The sequence below is a fragment of the Mucilaginibacter auburnensis genome, from assembly GCF_002797815.1.
In the GTDB taxonomy this organism is placed as follows: domain Bacteria; phylum Bacteroidota; class Bacteroidia; order Sphingobacteriales; family Sphingobacteriaceae; genus Mucilaginibacter; species Mucilaginibacter auburnensis.
The window spans coordinates 1056247-1076588 of the sequence record NZ_PGFJ01000001.1 but is presented as its reverse complement, the minus strand read 5'-3'; the positions used below and the strand labels follow the sequence as shown (position 1 = coordinate 1076588).

General features: G+C 40.7%; 17 protein-coding genes. 11 read left to right on the top strand and 6 right to left on the bottom strand.

The annotated features are described in order from the left end of the window. The gene (locus CLV57_RS04715) at nt 1-4473 is read right to left on the bottom strand and encodes a translocation/assembly module TamB domain-containing protein (protein WP_100340180.1); all 4473 of its coding nucleotides are present in this window, start codon (nt 4471-4473) and stop codon (nt 1-3) included. 182 nt (nt 4474-4655) lie between these two features. On the opposite strand from CLV57_RS04715, the gene tsaD reads away from it, so the two are divergent. The 4 genes from tsaD to CLV57_RS04705 all read left to right on the top strand — a co-directional run bounded on the left by tsaD (nt 4656) and on the right by CLV57_RS04705 (nt 6701). Further along, nucleotides 4656-5657, top strand: coding sequence for a tRNA (adenosine(37)-N6)-threonylcarbamoyltransferase complex transferase subunit TsaD (gene tsaD / locus CLV57_RS04710; RefSeq protein ID WP_100340179.1), 1002 nt, complete (start codon nt 4656-4658; stop codon nt 5655-5657). Nucleotides 5658-5749: 92 nt separating this feature from the next. After that, nucleotides 5750-5923, top strand: a complete 174-nt coding sequence (locus CLV57_RS18305) for a hypothetical protein (protein WP_157799067.1) — start codon at nt 5750-5752, stop codon at nt 5921-5923. Then, entirely contained in the window at nt 5920-6093 is a 174-nt protein-coding gene (locus CLV57_RS18595) for a hypothetical protein (RefSeq protein ID WP_245856943.1), read from the top strand. Before CLV57_RS18305 ends, CLV57_RS18595 begins: the two co-directional genes overlap by 4 nt. Continuing rightward, nucleotides 6015-6701 carry a fatty acid desaturase gene (locus tag CLV57_RS04705; protein WP_245856868.1) on the top strand — a complete coding sequence of 229 codons (687 nt, stop codon included), beginning with the start codon at nt 6015-6017 and terminating at the stop codon, nt 6699-6701. The genes CLV57_RS18595 and CLV57_RS04705 overlap by 79 nt, the downstream gene beginning before the upstream one ends. Nucleotides 6702-6705: 4 nt before the next feature. Here the strand turns inward: CLV57_RS04705 and CLV57_RS04700 are convergent, their stop codons facing one another. Then, entirely contained in the window at nt 6706-7326 is a 621-nt protein-coding gene (locus CLV57_RS04700) for a polysaccharide deacetylase family protein (RefSeq protein WP_100340178.1), read from the bottom strand. A 125-nt stretch (nt 7327-7451) separates the two neighbouring features. Here CLV57_RS04700 and CLV57_RS04695 point away from each other — a divergent pair, with 125 nt between their 5' ends. Together CLV57_RS04695 and CLV57_RS04690 are read left to right on the top strand one after the other, a co-directional pair. Beyond that, on the top strand, nt 7452-8897 hold the full coding sequence (locus CLV57_RS04695) for a TolC family protein (RefSeq protein ID WP_100340177.1): 1446 nt from the start codon (nt 7452-7454) through the stop codon (nt 8895-8897). A 23-nt stretch (nt 8898-8920) separates the two neighbouring features. Then, nucleotides 8921-10261 carry an efflux RND transporter periplasmic adaptor subunit gene (locus CLV57_RS04690; protein ID WP_100340176.1) on the top strand — a complete coding sequence of 447 codons (1341 nt, stop codon included), beginning with the start codon at nt 8921-8923 and terminating at the stop codon, nt 10259-10261. 432 nt (nt 10262-10693) lie between these two features. Here CLV57_RS04690 and CLV57_RS04685 read toward each other — a convergent pair whose 3' ends face one another. The 3 genes from CLV57_RS04685 to CLV57_RS04675 all read right to left on the bottom strand — a co-directional run bounded on the left by CLV57_RS04685 (nt 10694) and on the right by CLV57_RS04675 (nt 12739). Beyond that, nucleotides 10694-11497, bottom strand: coding sequence for an undecaprenyl-diphosphate phosphatase (locus tag CLV57_RS04685; RefSeq protein ID WP_100340175.1), 804 nt, complete (start codon nt 11495-11497; stop codon nt 10694-10696). Between the two features lie 48 nt (nt 11498-11545). Continuing rightward, nucleotides 11546-11782 (bottom strand): DUF3098 domain-containing protein, encoded by a 237-nt coding sequence (locus tag CLV57_RS04680; RefSeq protein ID WP_100341311.1) that lies wholly within the window; start codon nt 11780-11782, stop codon nt 11546-11548. A gap of 78 nt (nt 11783-11860) precedes the next feature. Further along, nucleotides 11861-12739, bottom strand: a complete 879-nt coding sequence (locus CLV57_RS04675) for a cell division protein FtsX (RefSeq protein ID WP_100340174.1) — start codon at nt 12737-12739, stop codon at nt 11861-11863. 223 nt (nt 12740-12962) lie between these two features. On the opposite strand from CLV57_RS04675, the gene CLV57_RS04670 reads away from it, so the two are divergent. Beyond that, nucleotides 12963-13169, top strand: a complete 207-nt coding sequence (locus CLV57_RS04670) for a hypothetical protein (protein ID WP_100340173.1) — start codon at nt 12963-12965, stop codon at nt 13167-13169. Between the two features lie 7 nt (nt 13170-13176). Here CLV57_RS04670 and CLV57_RS04665 read toward each other — a convergent pair whose 3' ends face one another. Beyond that, on the bottom strand, nt 13177-15441 hold the full coding sequence (locus CLV57_RS04665) for a Tex family protein (RefSeq protein ID WP_100340172.1): 2265 nt from the start codon (nt 15439-15441) through the stop codon (nt 13177-13179). Between the two features lie 361 nt (nt 15442-15802). Between CLV57_RS04665 and mutL the strand changes: the two genes are divergently transcribed. Genes mutL through CLV57_RS04645 form a run of 4 tightly spaced genes read left to right on the top strand, consistent with a single transcriptional unit; the run spans nt 15803 to nt 20300 of the window. Further along, a complete protein-coding gene (gene mutL / locus CLV57_RS04660; RefSeq protein ID WP_100340171.1) occupies nt 15803-17659 on the top strand; it encodes a DNA mismatch repair endonuclease MutL in 1857 nt (618 codons plus the stop codon). A 15-nt stretch (nt 17660-17674) separates the two neighbouring features. Beyond that, nucleotides 17675-18376 (top strand): rhomboid family intramembrane serine protease, encoded by a 702-nt coding sequence (locus tag CLV57_RS04655; protein ID WP_317044567.1) that lies wholly within the window; start codon nt 17675-17677, stop codon nt 18374-18376. Between the two features lie 9 nt (nt 18377-18385). Further along, nucleotides 18386-19201 (top strand): rhomboid family protein, encoded by an 816-nt coding sequence (locus CLV57_RS04650; RefSeq protein ID WP_100340170.1) that lies wholly within the window; start codon nt 18386-18388, stop codon nt 19199-19201. Beyond that, a complete protein-coding gene (locus tag CLV57_RS04645) occupies nt 19188-20300 on the top strand; it encodes an endonuclease/exonuclease/phosphatase family protein (protein ID WP_100340169.1) in 1113 nt (370 codons plus the stop codon). The genes CLV57_RS04650 and CLV57_RS04645 overlap by 14 nt, the downstream gene beginning before the upstream one ends. The last annotated feature ends 42 nt before the right edge of the window (nt 20301-20342 follow it).

The window sequence follows — 20342 nt, the reverse complement described above, 5'->3', positions numbered from 1 at the left end:
TTAATCATCCTCTTCATTTGACGGACCGCCGCCGGTTGAGGGCGTAGTATCTGCTTTGGGCAACGTACCTGGCGTTGGAACTACCGGAACGCTTTGATCAAGTGGAATAAGCTTGCGGTTGCGCCTGTTGGTGCCTCTGGAAAAGATATTTTTAATAAACTCGCCAAACGTATCAAAGTCGCGCTGGTAAACCAAACCAATACCATTTACATATTGCACAGTAAGTTGGTCGGCAGCATTCAATGTATTTGTGTTAAGTACCCTGTATGAATATCTGCCTGTAAGGTTGCCATCAGGGCGTATACGATATAATGCCTCAAAATCCTTTGTTAGTTTGTTAAAATCAGAATTTAGCAAACTGGTGTTATTGTTAAACAGGTTACTACTTCCGCTGTTATTGAATAAACTGCCGTTAAATACTAATCGTTCATTAAAGAATTTTACAGACGCGCTGGCATCATTAAATGACCGAATTGTAAGATCAAATCCTTTAACATTTGATTGAGATATTAAACTGTTTAGCTTATTAAAGGCAAACTCGCTAAGCGCGCTACCCGCAGTACCTAATACCTGGTTACCAAAGTTGCTGCCTGTGCCTGGCGCAAACGCCCTTCGCACAATAATGCTTAAAGCCTGCTGACTACGGTTATTATTATCGGCCAGGTAAGTGTTCACATCTTCCTTTATCTGCGGATCTGTAGGGAAATTAAAATCGAAATCAATAGTTGGCTGTAATAACGATTTTGTTATGATAAGGTTGGCTTGTACCAGCACCTGTTGGTTACCTCTTGGCGATTGTAAGCCGGCGGCAGTATATAATGGTGAAATATCTGTACGCACCTCGTAAACAGCTTTCAGGTTAATTTCCGCTGCCGCAGGATTCCCTGTCCAGCGTATGTTACCGCCCTGATTCACCACAAAATTTTTGCTTATGAAATTTTTAGCTGTAAACTCAAACTTACCCGAGATGATGTTAAAATCGCCAAACATTTCAAAATCACCCAGGCTGTTTATTTTTAAGCTCAAATTACGCGATGTACCGTTACCTTGAAGCACGCCATAATCTGTGGTGATAATAACAGTACTCTTTTCATCAACATTTAAAGCCAGGTTAAGCGTAACACCATTAAAACTTTTCTTTTTATCTATAGCAACATTAGTTGTGTCTTTGTGGCTTTCAAATCGTATAAAATCATATTCGCTCACCGTTGATGATGCATTTAGCGGCAAATTAAATACGGTGCCCTCTTGCGTACTTGCATCAATATCAATGTTCATATTATCAACCGGGCCTTTAAAGCTGAAAGTACCCCTTGCAAAGGCTTTACCAAAATACAGGTGATTCTCTTTAAACGTAGTGTTCAAAGCCATTAAACTACCGTTATTAACATTAAGGGTTACATCCATTACCGGGTTTGACGGATTGGCCAGATCTACCGTTCCCTTTATTTTACCCTGCCCTCCTAAGGTATCTTTTAAAGTAAGGTCCTTGATGCTGATAATACTATTCTCAACCGTAACCCTGTCATTTAAAACATAAGGTGTACCCAGATAATTAACTTTCAGTCCGGTATCATTAAATTCTAAGTCGCCATTAAGTTTAGGGCGCGATGGCGTCCCCGTAAGTTTTAGATCTGTAGAAACAGTGCCTTTCAAGTTAGATACCAGATCCTTTACAAACGGTTCAAAAATAATGGCTTTGGTTTTGTCCATTACCACCTCAAAATCCAATTCATCATCCTCCCCTGCTTTAATAATATACTTGCCATCTACGTCAAACGTTTTTATGCCGTTTGATGTGATCTCCATATTTACATCTGCCTGCTGCTTCTCATTATCAAGCTTTGACAGAATTTTCACATCACCTATTTGGGTGGTATTCATGGCCAGCGAATCAATTTTCAGATCGGCAGCAATACCCGGCGATTTTAAGATTGATGAAAGCTCAACATTACCATTCATCAGTCCGTGCAACGTAATGTCAGACGTCCGGGTTAGCTGATTAAGCGTAGCCATGCCAAATTGTTCAAAAACAATGTTCAGTTTGTCTTGAGTTGATTTTGAAATATAACCATCAATCTTAACTTTTTGCGTGCCGTTTGAAAGCTCAAAACCCGAAACCTGTGTTTTGTTGTCTAACAATTTTATACGTACAGCCTCTTCTATGTGCCATTTTTGGTTTTCGAGGATAACGTCTGATGGTAGTATCTGAAGCTTGGCGGTGGTGTCTCGCCCAAATGCTACCAAACCGTAAAGGTCCAACTGGTTGGTGGCATTTTTATCGGCCAACTTAACGTTGAATTTCAGGCTGTCATTATTTAGGAAATTGGTTATGTCAATATCCTTTAAATAAAGTTTTTCCGTAAGGTCCACCCGACTTAGCGAAACGTTAAGACTTAAAAACTGATCAAGTGTTGATTCATCCAGAATAAAATCATGAAAAACCATATCGCCGTATTTAATGGTTTTAATAAAACCATTAAGCGTAGCCGTTTTCTCTTCAGAATTAAACCTCCCTATAAAGGTGCCGCGTTCAGGTATTTTTAAGTCTGGGAGAAATATGGCTGTAAGTGGGTCAAGGTTTTTAATAGCCAGATTAAACTCAAAATTTTGCGGCTTGGGTTGAACAATTGTGGTTTGTAATGATGGTATGTATTTTTTAACAATGGTTTTGAAATACGATGGCAGCGTCGCCAGGTCATACTTGCCCTTTATACTACCGTCAAGCGCATCTGAACGGAAGGCAATTGACCTAACATCTCCCGTATCCCTCGCCACAACATAAATAGAATCAAGCAAATAATTATTACGCGGATCAACTACACGGATAGGCGAAAAAAGCGCTTCTCCCTGCATATTTTTAAGGCTGTTACCGGTTATTCGGGTTTTGATCTGCGTGCTGATCGTAACGGTGTCGTTCAGCAATTTTAATTTATTCAGGTTAGCATCATCAATCAAGGCTGTAAAGTCATAGGTAGGTAACTTCGGCTTTAAATCAACGCTTCCGTTGGCATCCAGCTTCACATTAACATCGTTTATGGTAAGCTGTCCGCTGGCTTTTTGGTCAATAAAGCTGCCATTTACCGTAACATTATGGTAGTTATAACCTTTAAAGCTAATGCGGGCTATTTTAGCCGTAACCTTTTCGTTTAAGGTTTCCAACTCATCGCCCCTGCCTTTTATGTTAGCGTTGAAAGTTGCCCTACCCAATTGGGGTTCATCAATCAGGTTACCCAGGTCAAAATCATACACATTGAATTTACCTGTGTAACTTGGCGTGCCATTCTTATCAATCTTCAAGTTTATATCGGGATCAAACCGTCCCAATTTAGTTTTAAAAGAGCCATAGGCTACAAAATTATTTTGCAAGCCTGTAAACCTACCCTTAAAATTGATATTGCCAAACTTGTTCAGTATATCAGGAGCTTTGGTTGATCCGCCTGTAAAACCGCCAATTACCTTGTCCAAATCACGTTTGTTGGTAGCTATCTGGTCAAAGTCAAGCTCCATAAAGGTGTTTTCAAAGTCGGGTAGCCCCTTTAAACTGAAATCTCCTTTTATGTACGTAGCCTGACCGGTTGTAACAGTTAAGCCCTTGGCTTTTAAATCTTTTACCTTTCCCTGTATTTTGCCATCAACCCCCAGTTCAAACTTCATTTTTTCCAGGTCAGCAAAATAGGCTATGTCTTTTGACGATATGTGCGATGTTTTGAAAAACCCATCCATTCGCACCTTATTCTCAAAATCGCTCATGTCGTCAAACGTTTTAAAACGCATGCGCAGATAATCCTTTACAGTTGAGTTTGGTGTTTTGATAAGGAGTTTTTCTACCAGTATCTGGTTGGTATCAACTGTGGCATTGCCTGTAAAATTCTGGATATCAAAGCCGCTTTTTTCCTTCAAAGTAAGGTTGCGTACTTCGCCTTTAAACAAATGGTTATACACATCCATGTTGTTAACAACAACGCTGAAGTTACGTACATCAATATCGTCAAAGTTCATTCCTTTAACGGGTTCACGCTTAAGCTGGTTTTTGTACCTGAAGCGGAAATTATTTACAGCAATTTTTCCGAAGACAAGCGTCCATGGCTTGCCTGGCGTTGAAGTGGTATCTTTTGAAGCCAGGCTATCTACTATAAACTTAAAGTTGGTTTTATTGCCTTCCAGATTTTTAAGATAGAAGGAGCCATTGTCTAATTGGATAAGGCTAAGATCTAATTTTCTCTCAGGTATGCTTGAAAATAAAGAAAAGCCGCTCAGCTCAACCGTAAGTTTTGGTGTACGGATAAGGGTATCCTTCTGCTTATCTAATACATAAAAGTCTTCCAGCACTACGGAAGTAAACGGTTTTATGTAAAGGCTCTTGATATCAACCTTGGTACCGAGTTTTTTTGACAGATATTTGGTGGCCTTTTTTGCGGCCCATGTTTGCACTGGTTCGTACTGAAATACCAATAGCAAAATGCTCAGCATTAAAAACACAAGCAGAACAATGCCAAGGGCTATTTTGAGTACTTTTTTAATAACTTTGCGCTTTATATAATGAGCGAATTAGTGATTTAGCAAATGACTGAATGTTAAACACTATTTATTAAATAAGGTTTACATTTAAAAAATCACTCATTCACTCAATCGATCCTTCAAAATTAAACATAGTGCCTGTAATATTAGCCATAGAATCTTCCTGCGATGATACCTCGGCAGCCGTGTGTGTTGACGGTGCTGTTTTAAGCAATGTTATTGCCAATCAGGCTATACACGAGGCTTACGGTGGCGTTGTGCCCGAGTTAGCCTCAAGGGTTCATCAGCAGAATATTGTTCCGGCTGTTCAACAAGCATTATTAAACGCAAAAGTAAACAAAAATGATATTGATGCCGTAGCTTTTACACGCGGACCCGGTTTATTGGGTTCTTTGCTTGTCGGCGTATCATTTGCCAAGGGTTTTGCGCTGGCAAACAGCCTTCCGCTTATTGAAGTTAACCATATGCAAGCTCATGTGTTAGCCCACTTTATTGGTGAGAAAAAACCATCTTTCCCTTTTTTGTGCCTTACCGTATCGGGCGGGCATACGCAGATAGTTTTGGTCAAAGACTATTTTGATATGGAAGTGATTGGTCAAACGCTTGATGATGCCGCAGGTGAGGCTATGGATAAAACCAGCAAAATACTGGGCCTACCCTATCCCGGCGGGCCGCTTATTGACAAGTACGCACGTTTAGGTAACCCTGACCGTTTTAAATTTCCGGAGCCGCAGATACCCGGCTTTGATTATAGCTTTAGCGGATTGAAAACTTCTATACTTTATTTTATAAGAGATAATGTAGCAGCTAACCCGAATTTTATACAGGATAATATAAACGATATATGCGCATCTGTTGAAAAGCGTATCGTTACTATATTGCTAAACAAATTTGAACGCGCGGCCCGTGAATACGGTATTAAGGATGTGGCCATGGCAGGTGGTGTATCAGCCAACACAGGCTTAAGACAAGGCCTGCAACAAATGGCGGAGAAAAATGGCTGGAACTATTTCATTCCGGCCATGCAATATTGTACCGATAATGCGGGCATGATAGCCATTGCCGGTTATCACAAATATTTAAAAGGTGAATTTACCGGGCAAAATGTTGCGCCACTGGCGAGGATGCCGTTTTAGTTCATGGTTATTGGTTCATAGTTCATAGAAACAAATCAAACTGTCAACCAACCAAACCATGAACAATTAACTAAGAACTATTAACTAATTATATGTCTGCTGCTTCTTTAATTTTCTGGACAATATTTGTAGTGCCATTAATTGGCTTTTTAATTTGGGTGCTGCGTCAGGACAAGCGCAAGGGCTGGATTGGTTTAACAGCTTTAGCTATTACCGTTGTTGCGGCCATTTTGTGGATGTACAAGAATAACTTCTTTTCTATATGACGCATCAGGAAATTCTTAAAAAGGTGGAATGGAAAGATTTAAAAAGTCTTTCAGTACAGGAGATGTTAATTGAGAATAATCTCACTATCCCTTGGTTTATAATTTCTATTACCCTTGCCTATTTTGGTTATTATATAGCCGCTCTGCCTTTTTCTGCGTTTTTTTCCTAACAGGATTAAGGCAGGTTCATAACGGTTTTCATAATTCGTTGGGGACAAATAAATTCCTAACCTGGCTGTCACTTTACATTAACAGTGTCTTAATGTTGGTTTCAATACATGCCGTAAAATTTAATCACATCAGGCATCATAAGTATTGTTTAACCAACGACGATTACGAAGGCAAATCAGCCGGAATGACATGGTATGGTGCAATATTATACGGCCCTGTTCATATGTTTCTTATTCATAAAATCACTTTACAATTGGGAAACAGCAACTATAGAAAGAATGTGTTGTTAGAACTACTTTCTATTATCATTTTTGTAAGTATTGTATTTTATTTTAACATTCATTTTCTCATATATCATATTGTAATTATGATTATTGGCGAATTTTTAATGGCTTTTTTTGCAGTTTGGACAGTTCATCATGATACACATGATAGCCCTGAATTTGCAAGAACACAAAGAGGAGGCTGGAAAAATAAAATCACTTTTAGTATGTTTTACCATTTAGAGCACCATCTCTTTCCGGCAGTTCCGACCATTAAATTGCCTGAGCTGGCCCGAAGAATAGATCTGGCATTACCCGAGATTGAGAAAAAGAGTACTTTTTAACTTATTAAACTAAGCAGCCAAAAGCATATCCATTTTTGCTCCATTCCTCCATTGCCCGTGGCAAAACATACTGCAATCGGTCAAAGGCCTTTAGGCTATCATGAAAGACAACAATGGAACCAGCCTCGGTATGTTTCAAAACGTTTTGCAGGCATTTTTCAGGACTAAGTTGCGTATCAAAATCGCCGCTCAAAACGTCCCACATAATGATTTTTATATTGGGACGGTATTGTTTTAAAAGCTTAATTTGCGAGCGTTTTATGCGGCCGTACGGTGGCCGGAAAAGTTGAGTATTAAGTAATTCATCTGCTTTTATAAAGTTTTGAAAATACTGGTCGTCGGGCGTGTCCCAGCCTCTTAAATGGTTAAAGGTATGGTTACCGATGGTATGTCCGGCCGATTTTAAATTATCGAAAATATCCGTATGTTTAGTAACGTTATCGCCAATGCAAAAAAAAGTGGCTTTTGCCTTGTATTGCGCTAAAATATTTAAAACAAAAGGTGTAACAATTGGTATAGGCCCGTCGTCAAACGTCAGATAAATAGTACGACTGCGTTTATCACCGTCCCAAATAAGTTGCGGATAGATTTTTTTTAGCAGCCAAGGTGTTTTAACCAGATACATAATTCGAACAAAGAGATCGCCTTTATACAGGAGACGAGTGAAATGCTTAATTAGTGCAATTACTAATGTAAAGCAAATCCGGCTATCTCCGGTAAAACATCTCAATTTTTGTACATAATAACTATATGAAGCAAAATACATCAGTATTAAAACGTGCAGGTATAATGGCCGCTTTGCTGGTTACCGCAGGTTTTACTGTTAAAGCGCAGGAAAGAATAACCCTGCAGCAAGCGGTTGACCGCATGTTAGCCAACAACCTTAACATCAAGCAGGCACAGGTTACAGAAGCAATTGGTTATGCCGATCTGCAACAATCAAAAAACAACCTGTTGCCAAGCCTTAACGGAAGCTCAAATGGTGGCTACAACTTTGGCCGAAGCCAGGTTGCAGGTACCTTCGCCTTCTCTAACCAGGCCTCATTTAACGTTAACGCAAATGCCCAAATGAACGTCACCTTGTTTCAGGGCGGCCAGTTGCGCAACCAGATCATTCAAAACAGGTTAACCGTTGATGTTAATCAAAGCAATACGGCTAAAATTAAAAATGATCTGATACTAAATGTTGTAACCACTTATCTGCAAATTTTAGTTAACCAAGATCTGGTAACAGCAGCTAAACAACAGATAGACATTGCCAATCAAAACCAACAAAGGGTACAAATAAGTTTTGATGCCGGTAAAAACACACTTGCCGACTTGTCGCAGGCTAAAGCACAATCAGCTACGGCTAATCTTAATTTAACCAATGCTGAAAACCAGCTTAATATATCTGTACTTACGTTGAAGCAGTTGATGGAAATGAATCCATATACTGAAATAACAGTAGAGCGTCCGGATATTAGCAGATTGACCAATGTACAAACAGCATATGATGCCAATGAAGTTGCCAACACTGCATTAGGCATTAACCCGGATATTAAGCTTGCTGAAGCGAGAGAGCGCACGTTTGCACAATCTATCAAAATTGCCAAAGGTGCTTACTACCCAACATTAAGCATGTATGGTAACCTTGCTTCCAGTTATTCTAACAGATTTACACAAATTTTAGGTTACACACCTCCTACTTTCCCTGTTATAGGAAAGGTTGAAGGTTCAAATACCAGTGTTATTTCTGTAACACCGTCAGTAAGCCCAATACAAGGCCCATATCCTTTTCTTGATCAATTTAGAAACAACTTTAACCAAGGCGTAGGTTTAAGTTTACAAATACCCATATTTAACAGATTTTTAGCGCATACTAACGTTAAAAAGGCACAACTTAATTATCAAAACGCACAGCTTAATACGCAGTTGTCAAAAAACAACCTTACCAAAATAATTATGCAGGCTGTACTTGATCTGAATGCAGCTACCAAGCAATATCAATCTGCTACTCAAACTTTTGAGGCTAACAGAGATGCGTTAAATGTTACGCAACAACGTTATGACGTGGGTTTGGTCAACTCGTTAGATTATAATACAGCGGTTACCAACTTTAACAGATCGCAAAACGATATGATCCAGGCACAATACGCTGTCATTTTCAGAAGTAAAATAATTGACTATTATTTAGGTAAAACTATCACTCTTTAATAAATAAAAAAATCCTGCATATCATGGGAAAAACTACTAAATATATTCTAATTGGTTTAGGCATCGTTGTGGTGCTGCTTATTATTGGTAAGGCAACGGGCGTTATCGGTAAAGAACAAAAAACAAAGGTTGCTACCGAAAAAGCCGCCAACCGCGAGATCAACGAAACGGTTTCTGCCAGCGGAAAAATCATGCCGCACGTAGAAGTTAAGATCAGTCCTGAGGTATCCGGCGAGGTAGTTGAACTGCCTATTAAAGAAGGTGATGTGGTAAAAAAAGGTCAGTTATTGATCAAAATACGTCCGGACATTTTGCAATCGGGATATAACCGCGCAGTTGCTTCGCTCAACTCACAAAAAGCAAACGTGGCTAACTCAAGCCAAATGCAAAAACAAGCCGAAGCTACTTACAACAACCAGGCTGCCAACTACAAACGCAGTAAGGAATTATTTGAAAAGAAGGTGCTTACTGCTGCCGAGTTTGACCAGGCCAAAGCAAGCTATGAAAGTGCCGTTGCCGGTTTAGAAGCTTCTAAACAAAGCGTTATAGCAGCAAAATTTGGCATGCAGCAATCTGAAGCTACTGTAAAAGAAGCGAATGACAACCTGATGAAAACAACTATTTACGCTCCGGTTGATGGTGTTGTATCGAAATTATCTGTTGAAATTGGCGAACGTGTTTTGGGAACCCAACAATTTGCAGGTACCGAGATCATGACCATTTCAAACCTTAATGACATGGATGTTAACGTAGACGTTAACGAGAACGACATTAACCGCATAAGCCTTGGTGATGAGTCGCTTATTCAGGTTGACGCTTTTTCAGGAAAAAAATTCAAAGGCAGGGTTACTGAGATTGGCAGTTCTGCTAACGTGGTTGGAACTACTGCCGACCAGGTGACCAACTTTACCGTTAAAGTGCGTATTGATGCTGCATCATACGCGGATATACTGAACAGTAAATCTAACAATCCATCGCCGTTCCGTCCGGGGCTTACCGCTACGGTTGATATTATGACCAATCATACCAAAGCGTTATCGGTCCCTATCCAGTCTGTTACCACCCGCGAGGAGAAGAAAGACGAGTCGGCTCCTAAGAAAGATGACAGCGACACCAAAACTACTGCCAGTGCCGCACCTGCTAAAGAATACGTTTTTGTGTATGAAGCTTCAGGTAAAGTTAAACAGGTACAGGTTACTACAGGTATCCAGGATGATACCTATGTGCAAATCTTATCAGGCCTGAAAGATGGAGACGAAGTGGTATCAGCACCATATCCTGCTATTTCAAAAACGCTGAAAGACGGCGCACTGGTTGAGAAGGTTGACAAAGCCAAGCTATTCACCAGCACAGAAGAGAAATAACAACCTACAAATTATAACAATTTATAAGGCCGGTTCGCAAGGACCGGCCTTTTTGTTTTGCGTCTGAATATCGAACAACGAACGTTGAATTTCGAATGATGAAGCACCAAACAAACTTCGATATACATTATTCGATATTGGGCGTTCATTATTCATTTTAAGGCTGTTACATAACCAAAACAAGAAGAGCTCCTGATGGGCAGGAGCTCTTTCTAAACCAATTATAAACCAATTATATGAAGAGAAGTGCCTTTCGGCACATTACGTTAATTCAGTTATTTAAAACTGAGTTACAACATACAAACGGCATACCAGAAATTAAATTGTACATATTTTAATTGTTACTTTAATGTTACATGTGCTAATTTCTATACACACAAAAAAGCCCCTGCAACAGTATGCAAGGGCTTTTATACTTATAAAATAACAGTATTAAATAGTATTCAGAGCGTTGCCTGTATAGTACAATATAATAATGATGATACCTGCTATAATGCGATACCAGCCAAATACTTTGAAGCCCTTACGTTCCAAAAAGGTAATAAAGGATTTGATAGCTAACAATGCTACAATAAAAGCTATTAGGCTACCCACTAATAAGAATTTGATATCCTGATACAGATCTGCCTGACTAATACCGCCATCTTTATAAAAGTCATAAACATCTTTTAAGGTTGCACCAAACATTGTGGGAACAGCCAGAAAGAAAGAAAACTCTGCAGCCGCCATTCTGCTTAGCTTTTGTGACATACCGCCAATAATAGATGATGCCGAACGCGATACGCCTGGTATCATGGCCAAACATTGAAAGAAACCTATTTTAAGCGCTGTAAGGTAGCTAATATCCTCTTCCTTGGTTATTGTAGGCTTCTTAAACCAGTCGTCAACAAAAAGCAGTACTACGCCACCAACAACCAATGCTGCGCCAACCACCAACGGATTCTCCAGCAACATTTGTATCTTGCTCTTAAAAAGAACACCGAATATAACTGCCGGTATTACACCAACAACTAATTTAATGTAGAACTTAAATGAGCGAAAAAAACGCTTGAAATAAAGCACCACTACCGAAAGAATAGCGCCTAACTGGATCACAATTTCAAAAAGTTTCACAAACTCATCTTTGCCTATGCCCATTAAAGAACTGGCTACGACCATGTGCCCTGTTGACGAAACAGGCAAAAACTCAGTAAGGCCTTCAATAATGGCCAAAACTATAACATGAAAAATATTCATTTTGCGACAACTTTAATGCGGGGGAAGAAAAGGCCTGTTAAGGCTCGATTATTTTTTGAGGATAGCATAAAAACCAATGCCGAAACCTGCCAATACAACAACTGGCGCAACTACAATTTTTGTAGTGCTATAAATATCTGTAGTGCCGGCCATTAAGAAAAAGCCAACAGTAACAACAGCTATGCTGATGATGAACCACATGTAGTTAGTTCTCTCAAAAATAAATTTAACAGGTGCGCCTGTGGGCTCCTTTTGCGTTTTTATAGTTTGCGCGCTCTTTGCCATATTTTTAATTAATGAATTATTGAATGAGTGATGTAGCGAATGGTGCGAACCTTTTACCATTCACATTTTAGCTTTTACCTACCTGTAAAGGTCGTAGATTTTTAAACGTAAAAATTTATTGACCGCTAACCAGGTACTTACGCCCGAAATGAATACACCTAAACCTAACACCAGCAAAAACACAATTCCAAACTCAACATTGCTTTGCAGTATGATCAGATCGGGTATTTGAAGGTTGGCGAGGTATAACGTGCCAATCAGAATAATAATAGCGATCAATCCGCCCAGTATACCATGCCATATACCATATAATATAAACGGCTTGCGGATAAAGTTTTTGGTAGCGCCTACCAACTGCATTGATTTAATTAAAAACCTTTGAGAGTAAATAGCCAACCGGATAGTATTGTTGATCAATGCTACCGAAACCACCACAAATATGGATGCGAAGGCTAATATAACCAGGCTAATCGCGGTTAAATTCTGGTTCATTTGGTCAACTAATGATTGCTGATATTTAACCTCCTTAACTAATGGATTTTTAAGTAATTGCTCTTTAAGTTTAGTTATTTGCGCATTGTTAGCATAATCAGCATTCAGATAAACATCAAGCGATTGCGATAGCGGGTTGTAACCCAAAAACTTAACAAAATCTTCGCCCAGATCTTTTTGAAGATTACGTGCTGCCAACTCTTTGCTTACGTAGATAGCTTGTTTTACAGCCGGATTGGCATCCAGTTGCGTTTGCAATTGCCTTACATCAGCTTCGCGGGCGGCTTCATCAACAAATATGTTAAGCACAATATTCTCTTTTACGTAACGCGACAGGTGATTGGCGTGCACAAGCAACAAACCTAACAAGCCCACCATCAGCAATACCATTGATATGCCGAATACTGTAGATATATAGATGGTCTTGGTTTTCTTTGCTGATTCGCTTACTTCAAATTCTTCCATACGTAATATTTGTGTCGCTAAATTAAGAATACGCGCTTAAAGGTAAAACTTTATAATTTAATTAAACCGATAACCGCCGATATTAACATTATTTAACGCAATTAAACAATATGCGTGGGTAGGTGTTTTGGGAAAGGTGAGTTGAAGATTAAAGATTGACATCACACTAATCATCCAACCTTTAATTCACTCAATCAGTAATTCACTAATTCAACAATTAATTATGACCAAGCCCGCAAATTCAACAGATAAACCATCACCAGCTGATACGCCAACCGACAGACCAAATGATAACGGCGGTGAAAGCAAGGTGAGAAAAGAAGATAAAGTATATGATGCAGACCAGCCACACGGTGGCGATGTAGCCGCTAAACGCGAAAAAGAGGAGCAACCGGTTAACCCGGTTAAAACTCCTCCTAAAAACGTTTAACTGCTAACTATCTGAACTTGCTTTTTAATGCTGCAAGTTTCATGGCCATATCTGTTTCCGGCTCTGCCTGTTTCTTTTTAGGTTGTTGGAAATTGCCCGGTTTGTTTTGGGCATGCTGCGGTATTGCGCTACGCTCGCGTTGCTGCTCATCAGTTTTCATAGATAGCGATATACGTTTGCGGTTTACGTCAACTTCCGTAACCGTAACTTCAACCTGCTGATGCACCTTAAGCACTTCGTTGGCATCCTTAACAAAGCGGTTGGCTATCTGGCTCAAGTGCACCAAACCGTCCTGGTGTACCCCAATATCTACAAAAGCTCCAAAGTTGGTAATATTGGTTACAATACCCGGCAGTTTCATGCCTGGTTTTAAGTCATTGATGCTGTTAACCCCTTCGGTAAAACTAAAAGCCTCAAACTGCTCGCGTGGGTCACGACCGGGTTTGGCCAACTCGGCCATAATATCATTCAGGGTGGGTAAGCCAACTGTTTCAGTAGCGTATTTTTGTAGCGGGATGCTTTTACGCAGCTTTTCATCTCGCATTAGTTCACTAACTGTACAGCCTTTGTCTTTAGCCATTTGCGCAACAAGCGTATAACGTTCAGGGTGTACGGCGCTTGCATCCAATGGATTCTCTGCATTATGTATGCGCAGGAAACCTGCAGCCTGTTCAAAGGCTTTATCGCCAAGACGTGGAACTTTTTTGAGCTGATCTCGACGGGTGAACGCGCCGTTAACATCACGATAAGCAACAATATTTTGAGCGAGTTGCGGACCAAGGCCCGATACATAAGATAGTATTTGTTTAGATGCTGTATTCAACTCCACCCCAACCGCATTTACGCAGCTAATTACCGTATCATCCAACGATGCCTGCAATTTATTCTGATCAACATCGTGCTGGTACTGCCCCACCCCTATCGACTTAGGATCAATTTTAACCAACTCCGCCAGTGGGTCCATTAGTCGGCGGCCTATTGATACCGCGCCGCGTACCGTAACATCTTTATCAGGAAATTCCTCTCTCGCTACTTCTGATGCGGAGTAGATAGATGCTCCGCTTTCGTTCACCATTACTACAACTGCGTTTGGCAAGTTTAACTGGCGCACAAACAACTCTGTTTCCCGGCCGGCAGTGCCGTTGCCAATAGCTATAGCTTCTATGTTGTAGTGTTCAAACAGATGCTTTACCGTCTTTTCTGCCTCCTTAGCTTGCCCGGCGCCGGTATGCGGAAATATGGCTGTATACTCTAATAACTTGCCCTGTTCATCCAGGCACACCACTTTACAACCTGTACGGAAACCCGGGTCAATAGCCATCATGCGTTTTTGACCGAGCGGGGCGGCTAATAATAATTGCCTTGCGTTCTCTGCAAAAACTCGTATCGCTTCTTCGTCGGCGCGCTTTTTGGTTAGCAGGCGAACCTCGGTTTCCATTGAGGGGCGAAGTAATCTTTTATATCCATCATATATAGCTAAACGCACTTGCTCAGCTGCATTGTTATGGCCTGTGATAAAAGCATTTTCCAATAAGGCGATGGCTTCCTCTTCGGGCGGTAAGGTATCCAGGAATAATATTTCCTCCTTTTCGCCGCGACGCATGGCCAATATGCGGTGAGATGGCGCCGATTTAACCGGCTCTTCCCAATCAAAGTAATCTTTATATTTAATACCCGCCTCTTCTTTACCCGGTGCAACGCGACTTTTAAATGTGCCTTTCTCTACAAACAACTCCCGCAGCTTCGCCCGCACCTCCGCATTTTCGCTGATAAACTCAGCAATAATATCACGCGCCCCGGCTAATGCTTCTTCAATACTGTCTACTCCCTTTTCTTCAGAAATATACTTTTCAGCTTCGGTTTCAACATCAAATTTATTTTGAGCCAATAAAGCATCGGCCAGTGGTTGCAAACCTTTTTCGCGCGCGGTTGTGGCGCGTGTTTTACGCTTAGGGCGATAAGGCAAATAAATATCTTCCAGCAACACCATTGTTTCGGCTGCTTTTATCTGTTCTTCCAGTTCGGGCGTGAGCTTGCCCATCTCGGTAAGCGAATTCAGTATAGCTTCGCGGCGTTTGTCCAGTTCGCGCAGTTGCTGTATACGGTCGCGTATACCTGCCACCTGCACCTCATCTAAACTGCCAGTGAGCTCTTTACGATAACGCGAAATAAATGGTACCGTGGCACCTTCGTCAAGCAATTGCACGGTGGCATTTACCTGTCTTTCGGCAATGGAAAACTCCGTCGCTATTTTTTTATAATGATCTGTCATAAGTCAATCAGTCGGATTGCGAAAATCGGTTTATCCAAATGAATTGCAAAGCAATGTGGGAAACTTTGAGTTTAGTTAAACCATGGGTTGTTATGGGGTGGTGGCTCTGGTCCGGGTGAACCACTGAGAGCCCTGAGAGCCACTAAGGGCTCCTAAGAACCGCCAAGAGCCACTAAGAGCCGCCAAGAGCCGGGGTGAGCCACTGAGAGCCACCCTAACTTATCATCGCGAAGGGAAATTTTACTGTGCAAGCATTGACTTGACAGTCGGCTACACCAGCGTTGGGTAAATCTAAAAACCGTAATATCCGCCCAATTAATTAATTTAGCATCGAAATAGAAACAGAGGGGAAAATTCATTCATGTCAGACATTATTCAGCTTTTACCAGATTCAGTTGCCAACCAAATAGCCGCCGGCGAGGTGGTGCAAAGGCCTGCATCTGCTGTAAAAGAAATGATTGAAAATGCTATAGATGCAGGCGCCGATAAAATACAACTTATTATTAAAGATGCCGGTAAATCGTTAATACAGGTAATTGATAATGGCTGCGGCATGAGCGGTACTGATGCCCGCATGAGCTTTGAGCGCCATGCTACCTCTAAAATAAAAAAAGCCGAAGACCTTTTTGCCATACGAACCATGGGTTTCAGAGGCGAAGCATTGGCATCTATTGCGGCGATAGCCCAGGTAGAACTCAGAACCCGCCGCCATGAAGATGAATTAGGCACACAGCTTTTTATAGAAGGATCGGAAGTGTTAAAGCAGGAGGCCTGCTCCGCTCCTGCCGGAACATCCATAGCGGTAAAAAATCTATTCTATAATATCCCAGCCCGCCGTAATTTCCTCAAAAGTAACCCGGTTGAAATGCGCCACATCATTGACGAGTTTCAACGTGTGGCCTTGGCTCATCCGGAAGTGTTTTTTACCCTGCATCATGATGGACAGGAAGTTTACCACTTACCGGCAGCATCATTAAAACAACGTATTGTACACCTACTGGGCAATAATTACAACCAGCGCTTAGTACCGGTTGAGGAAGATACCACCATTATTAAGCTGAACGGCTTTGTTGGCAAGCCCGAGTTCGCCCGTAAAACACGCGGAGAGCAGTTCTTTTTTGTAAACAACCGTTTTATAAAAGATGCTTATTTGAACCATGCGGTTTTAACGGCTTTTGAAGAACTGTTGCCTGATGAATCTTTCCCGCTGTACGTGTTATTCATTGAGATAGATCCGTCAAAAATTGACATCAACGTACATCCAACAAAAACAGAAATAAAATACCAGGATGAAAAGTCTATTTACGCCATCATCCGTTCGGCTGTGAAGCGTTCTTTAGGCCGTTATAATATTACACCGAGCCTGGATTTTGATCAGGAGAACAGCATTGAGCATTTAATAACGCCCAAGCCTTTTGAACAGATTGTAGCACCGTCTATTTCTTTCAATCCTAACTTCAATCCGTTTACCGAGAAAAGTAACGAAAGGCCATCGCCATCTTATCCGCGCGATAGCTCTTATAGCCGACCATCAATCCTTCATAACTGGGATACGCTATACGAGATAGGCAAACGCGATGAACCTGCCGTACAGCACGAGATACATATTGAAAAAACCATAGCGGTTGATGAGCAGGAGGTAAGCAAAACCAGCGAACGCCAGTTTTTCCAGATACACAACCGTTTTATTATTTCGCCAATTAAATCGGGCTTTATGCTGATAGACCAACAAGCCGCGCATGAGCGCATTTTGTATGAGCGCTTTTTACAGCAGCTACAAAATCATTCGGGTGTTAGTCAGCAAAGCTTATTTCCGCAATCGCTCACACTAAACGGTGCCGATTTTGAGTTATTGAAGGAGCTTTTTAATGATATACGCGCACTGGGCTTTGACATACGCGAGTTTGGTAAAAATACCGTTGTGGTGGAAGGCGTGCCTGCCGACCTTAACAATGCCGATGGGCACCAATTGCTGGAGCATTTATTGGAAGGTTTTAAAAACAACCTGAGCATTTTAAAGTTGGATAAACGGGATAACCTGGCACGTTCATTAGCTCGCAATGCTGCCATTAAAGCCGGCACGAAACTATCATTAGAGGAAATGAATTTAATAACCGACCAGCTTTTTGCCTGCCAAATGCCCAACATAGCGCTTAATGGTAAACCTGTAATTAGTACATTTACCTTAACAGAACTTTTAGAGCGGTTTGAAAAATAACCCTGTTTTTTAATTATGATGCAATCTCCTTTCGCCAATATATCGCCGGTTGTTAAAAACCTGCTTATAATAAATGTTATATGCTTTTTACCTTTCCTGATCTTCCAACAGGGTATGGTTGACAACATTTACAATCAGGTTGCGACCCACTATTTTGATTCGCCTTTGTTTAAACCATGGCAGCCTATAACTTACATGTTCTTTCATGGCGGATGGGCACACATTATCTTTAACATGTTTGCGCTTTTTTCTTTCGGCAGCGTATTAGAGTATAATATGGGGTCAAAAAGATTTTTGACCTTCTATTTTATATGCGGTTTAGGAGGCATTTTTCTTCAGATGATTGTTCAAGGCATTCAGGTTTACCAGCTAACAGGAGGTTTTACTGTGCCTGATACCTTTAGAGCGAGTTCAGAAGTTATCCAAAAATTACAGGGAATATATTATTCTTCAATGGTTGGGGCTTCGGGTGCTATTTTTGGTTTGTTAGTAGCTTTCGGAATGCTTTATCCAAATGCCGAACTAATGATCATGTTTATCCCCGTTCCGGTAAAGGCAAAATACATTATGCCGGTTTATATTGTTATTGAACTAATGCTTGGCCTGGGCCAGTTTAGTGGTGATAACGTTGCGCACTTCGCACATTTGGGTGGTGCAGTATTAGGTTTTATATTAGTAAAAATGTGGCGCCTACAAGGGCCACGGGGTTATTATTGATCTATATAGATGAGCTTTCTTGAAAATACACGCTTGCGAACAACTAAACCGGATAGCAAATTATTTTTGCTGATCGGTGTTAATGTTGTTGTGTTTTTGTTGGCCATTACACCGGCTAAACAAATAATAGCAAGTTATTTTGCTGTTCCGGGTGGTTTTTCAGCCTTGGCTATCAGGCCATGGACACCAATAACCTACATGTTCACGCATCTTAATTTTTTTCACCTACTCTACAATATGTTGTGGTTGTATTGGATGGGGCAAATTTTTGAAGAATTTTTAGGCTATAAAAGAACTGTAGGATTATACCTGATGGGAGGATTAACCGGAGCTATATTTTACATCCTTTTATTTACACTGCTTCCGTCATTTACCGGCCGCATAATGGTGGGTGCCTCAGCGAGTGTTATGGCAATAATTGTAGCCGCCGCTACGCTGGTACCTAATTATAAAATAAGTGTGATTATTTTAGGTGAGTTAAGCATTAAATGGGTAGCCATTCTATTTATAGTATTGAGCTTTTTGGGGCTTAAAGGAGCTAATGCCGGTGGAGAAATTGCCCACCTTGGCGGGGCACTCATCGGCTTTATTTATATAAAACAGTTACAACGCGGCAACGATTGGATTGAAAGTTTAAGCAATATTTTTAAACCAAAACGTAAACTTAAGGTTGTGTCAACTAATAATAACAGAAGCGTGTCGACAAAACCGCGCCAGGATGAAGTTGATGAGATATTAGATAAAATATCGCGCACAGGGTACGATAGCCTCAATAAACACGAGAAAGAAGTACTTTTCCGCGCAAGCAAACATGAAGAAAACTAAAGCCAAACTTTCTTTTCTTACTAAATTTATGCTGTTTTTAAACAGCATTGCCGTGTTGGCTATGTTACTGGCCTATCTTGCTCCGGTTACAGATCCACGTACTTTGTGGCCCATCGCTTTTTTCGGTTTAGCCTATCCACCCGTTCTGGTACTCAACATTCTGTTTGTTGTTTACTGGTTCATTGTACGCGTTAAATTCGCGATCATTTCTTTGTTGACTATTCTGGTTGGATATAACATATTGTTCAAAAACATCGGCTTTCACTTTGGCAACAAAAATCTTTCTGAGCGATCTGCTAACCAGCTACGCATTTTAACCTATAATGTGCACAATTTTAAAAAAGAAGGCCTCAATGAAAATGACACAACCCGGCATGGCATATTACAGGTGATAAAAAACGTTAATCCTGATATAGTTGGAATGCAGGAATTTTTTACGCGCAAACGCGGCCGTTACGCCATGAGCGACTCCATTGCCGATCTGCTCCAAACAAAATATCTGCACTTTGAACCCAACATGCAAACAGATATTGAAAAAATGGGAATGTGCATTTTTTCACGCTATCCCATCGTGGCTAAAGGCTCTGTTGCAATTTCTCCACCCGGCATGGGCAACCAATGTATTTATGTTGACGTTAAAACCAACAACCAGATAATTCGCTTTTATTCTGTCCATCTTCAATCTATACGCTTTGAAGCTGAGGATTACCGGTATATTGACACCATTACAAAAAAAGGAAAAGCAGATATAGCGTCTACGCGAAGGTTAGGTGGTAAACTTAAACGCGCGTTTATTAAACGTGCCGAGCAAGTATTACTGGTTAAAGAACATGCAGCGCAATGCCCATACCCTTACATTATATCCGGCGACTTTAATGATACCCCAACATCATTCGCGGTAAATCAGATGGGTAAAGGCATTAAAAATACATTCAGAGAGAAAGGATTGGGTTTGGGCCGAACTTATAACGGCGATTTTCCTAACTACCAGATAGACTACATAATGGCGAATAACAGCTTTGATGTATTGAATTATAAGATCATTCAACAAAAGCTGTCGGACCATTACCCTGTATATGCCGATCTGGCTCTACAATAGATATATTGTAAAATTTGAGCACCCCTGTTAAACGGGTTGTTC

Bases quoted from the DNA above. Each gene is read 5' to 3' on its own strand.
- CLV57_RS04715 (WP_100340180.1), bottom strand. From the start codon at position 4,473: ATGCTGAGCATTTTGCTATTGGTATTTCAGTACGAACCAGTGCAAACA.
- CLV57_RS18305 (WP_157799067.1), top strand. From the start codon at position 5,750: ATGTCTGCTGCTTCTTTAATTTTCTGGACAATATTTGTAGTGCCATTA.
- CLV57_RS18595 (WP_245856943.1), top strand. From the start codon at position 5,920: ATGACGCATCAGGAAATTCTTAAAAAGGTGGAATGGAAAGATTTAAAA.
- CLV57_RS04700 (WP_100340178.1), bottom strand. From the start codon at position 7,326: ATGTATCTGGTTAAAACACCTTGGCTGCTAAAAAAAATCTATCCGCAA.
- CLV57_RS04695 (WP_100340177.1), top strand. From the start codon at position 7,452: ATGAAGCAAAATACATCAGTATTAAAACGTGCAGGTATAATGGCCGCT.
- CLV57_RS04690 (WP_100340176.1), top strand. From the start codon at position 8,921: ATGGGAAAAACTACTAAATATATTCTAATTGGTTTAGGCATCGTTGTG.
- CLV57_RS04685 (WP_100340175.1), bottom strand. From the start codon at position 11,497: ATGAATATTTTTCATGTTATAGTTTTGGCCATTATTGAAGGCCTTACT.
- CLV57_RS04680 (WP_100341311.1), bottom strand. From the start codon at position 11,782: ATGGCAAAGAGCGCGCAAACTATAAAAACGCAAAAGGAGCCCACAGGC.
- CLV57_RS04675 (WP_100340174.1), bottom strand. From the start codon at position 12,739: ATGGAAGAATTTGAAGTAAGCGAATCAGCAAAGAAAACCAAGACCATC.
- CLV57_RS04670 (WP_100340173.1), top strand. From the start codon at position 12,963: ATGACCAAGCCCGCAAATTCAACAGATAAACCATCACCAGCTGATACG.
- CLV57_RS04665 (WP_100340172.1), bottom strand. From the start codon at position 15,441: ATGACAGATCATTATAAAAAAATAGCGACGGAGTTTTCCATTGCCGAA.
- mutL (WP_100340171.1), top strand. From the start codon at position 15,803: ATGTCAGACATTATTCAGCTTTTACCAGATTCAGTTGCCAACCAAATA.
- CLV57_RS04655 (WP_317044567.1), top strand. From the start codon at position 17,675: ATGATGCAATCTCCTTTCGCCAATATATCGCCGGTTGTTAAAAACCTG.
- CLV57_RS04650 (WP_100340170.1), top strand. From the start codon at position 18,386: ATGAGCTTTCTTGAAAATACACGCTTGCGAACAACTAAACCGGATAGC.
- CLV57_RS04645 (WP_100340169.1), top strand. From the start codon at position 19,188: ATGAAGAAAACTAAAGCCAAACTTTCTTTTCTTACTAAATTTATGCTG.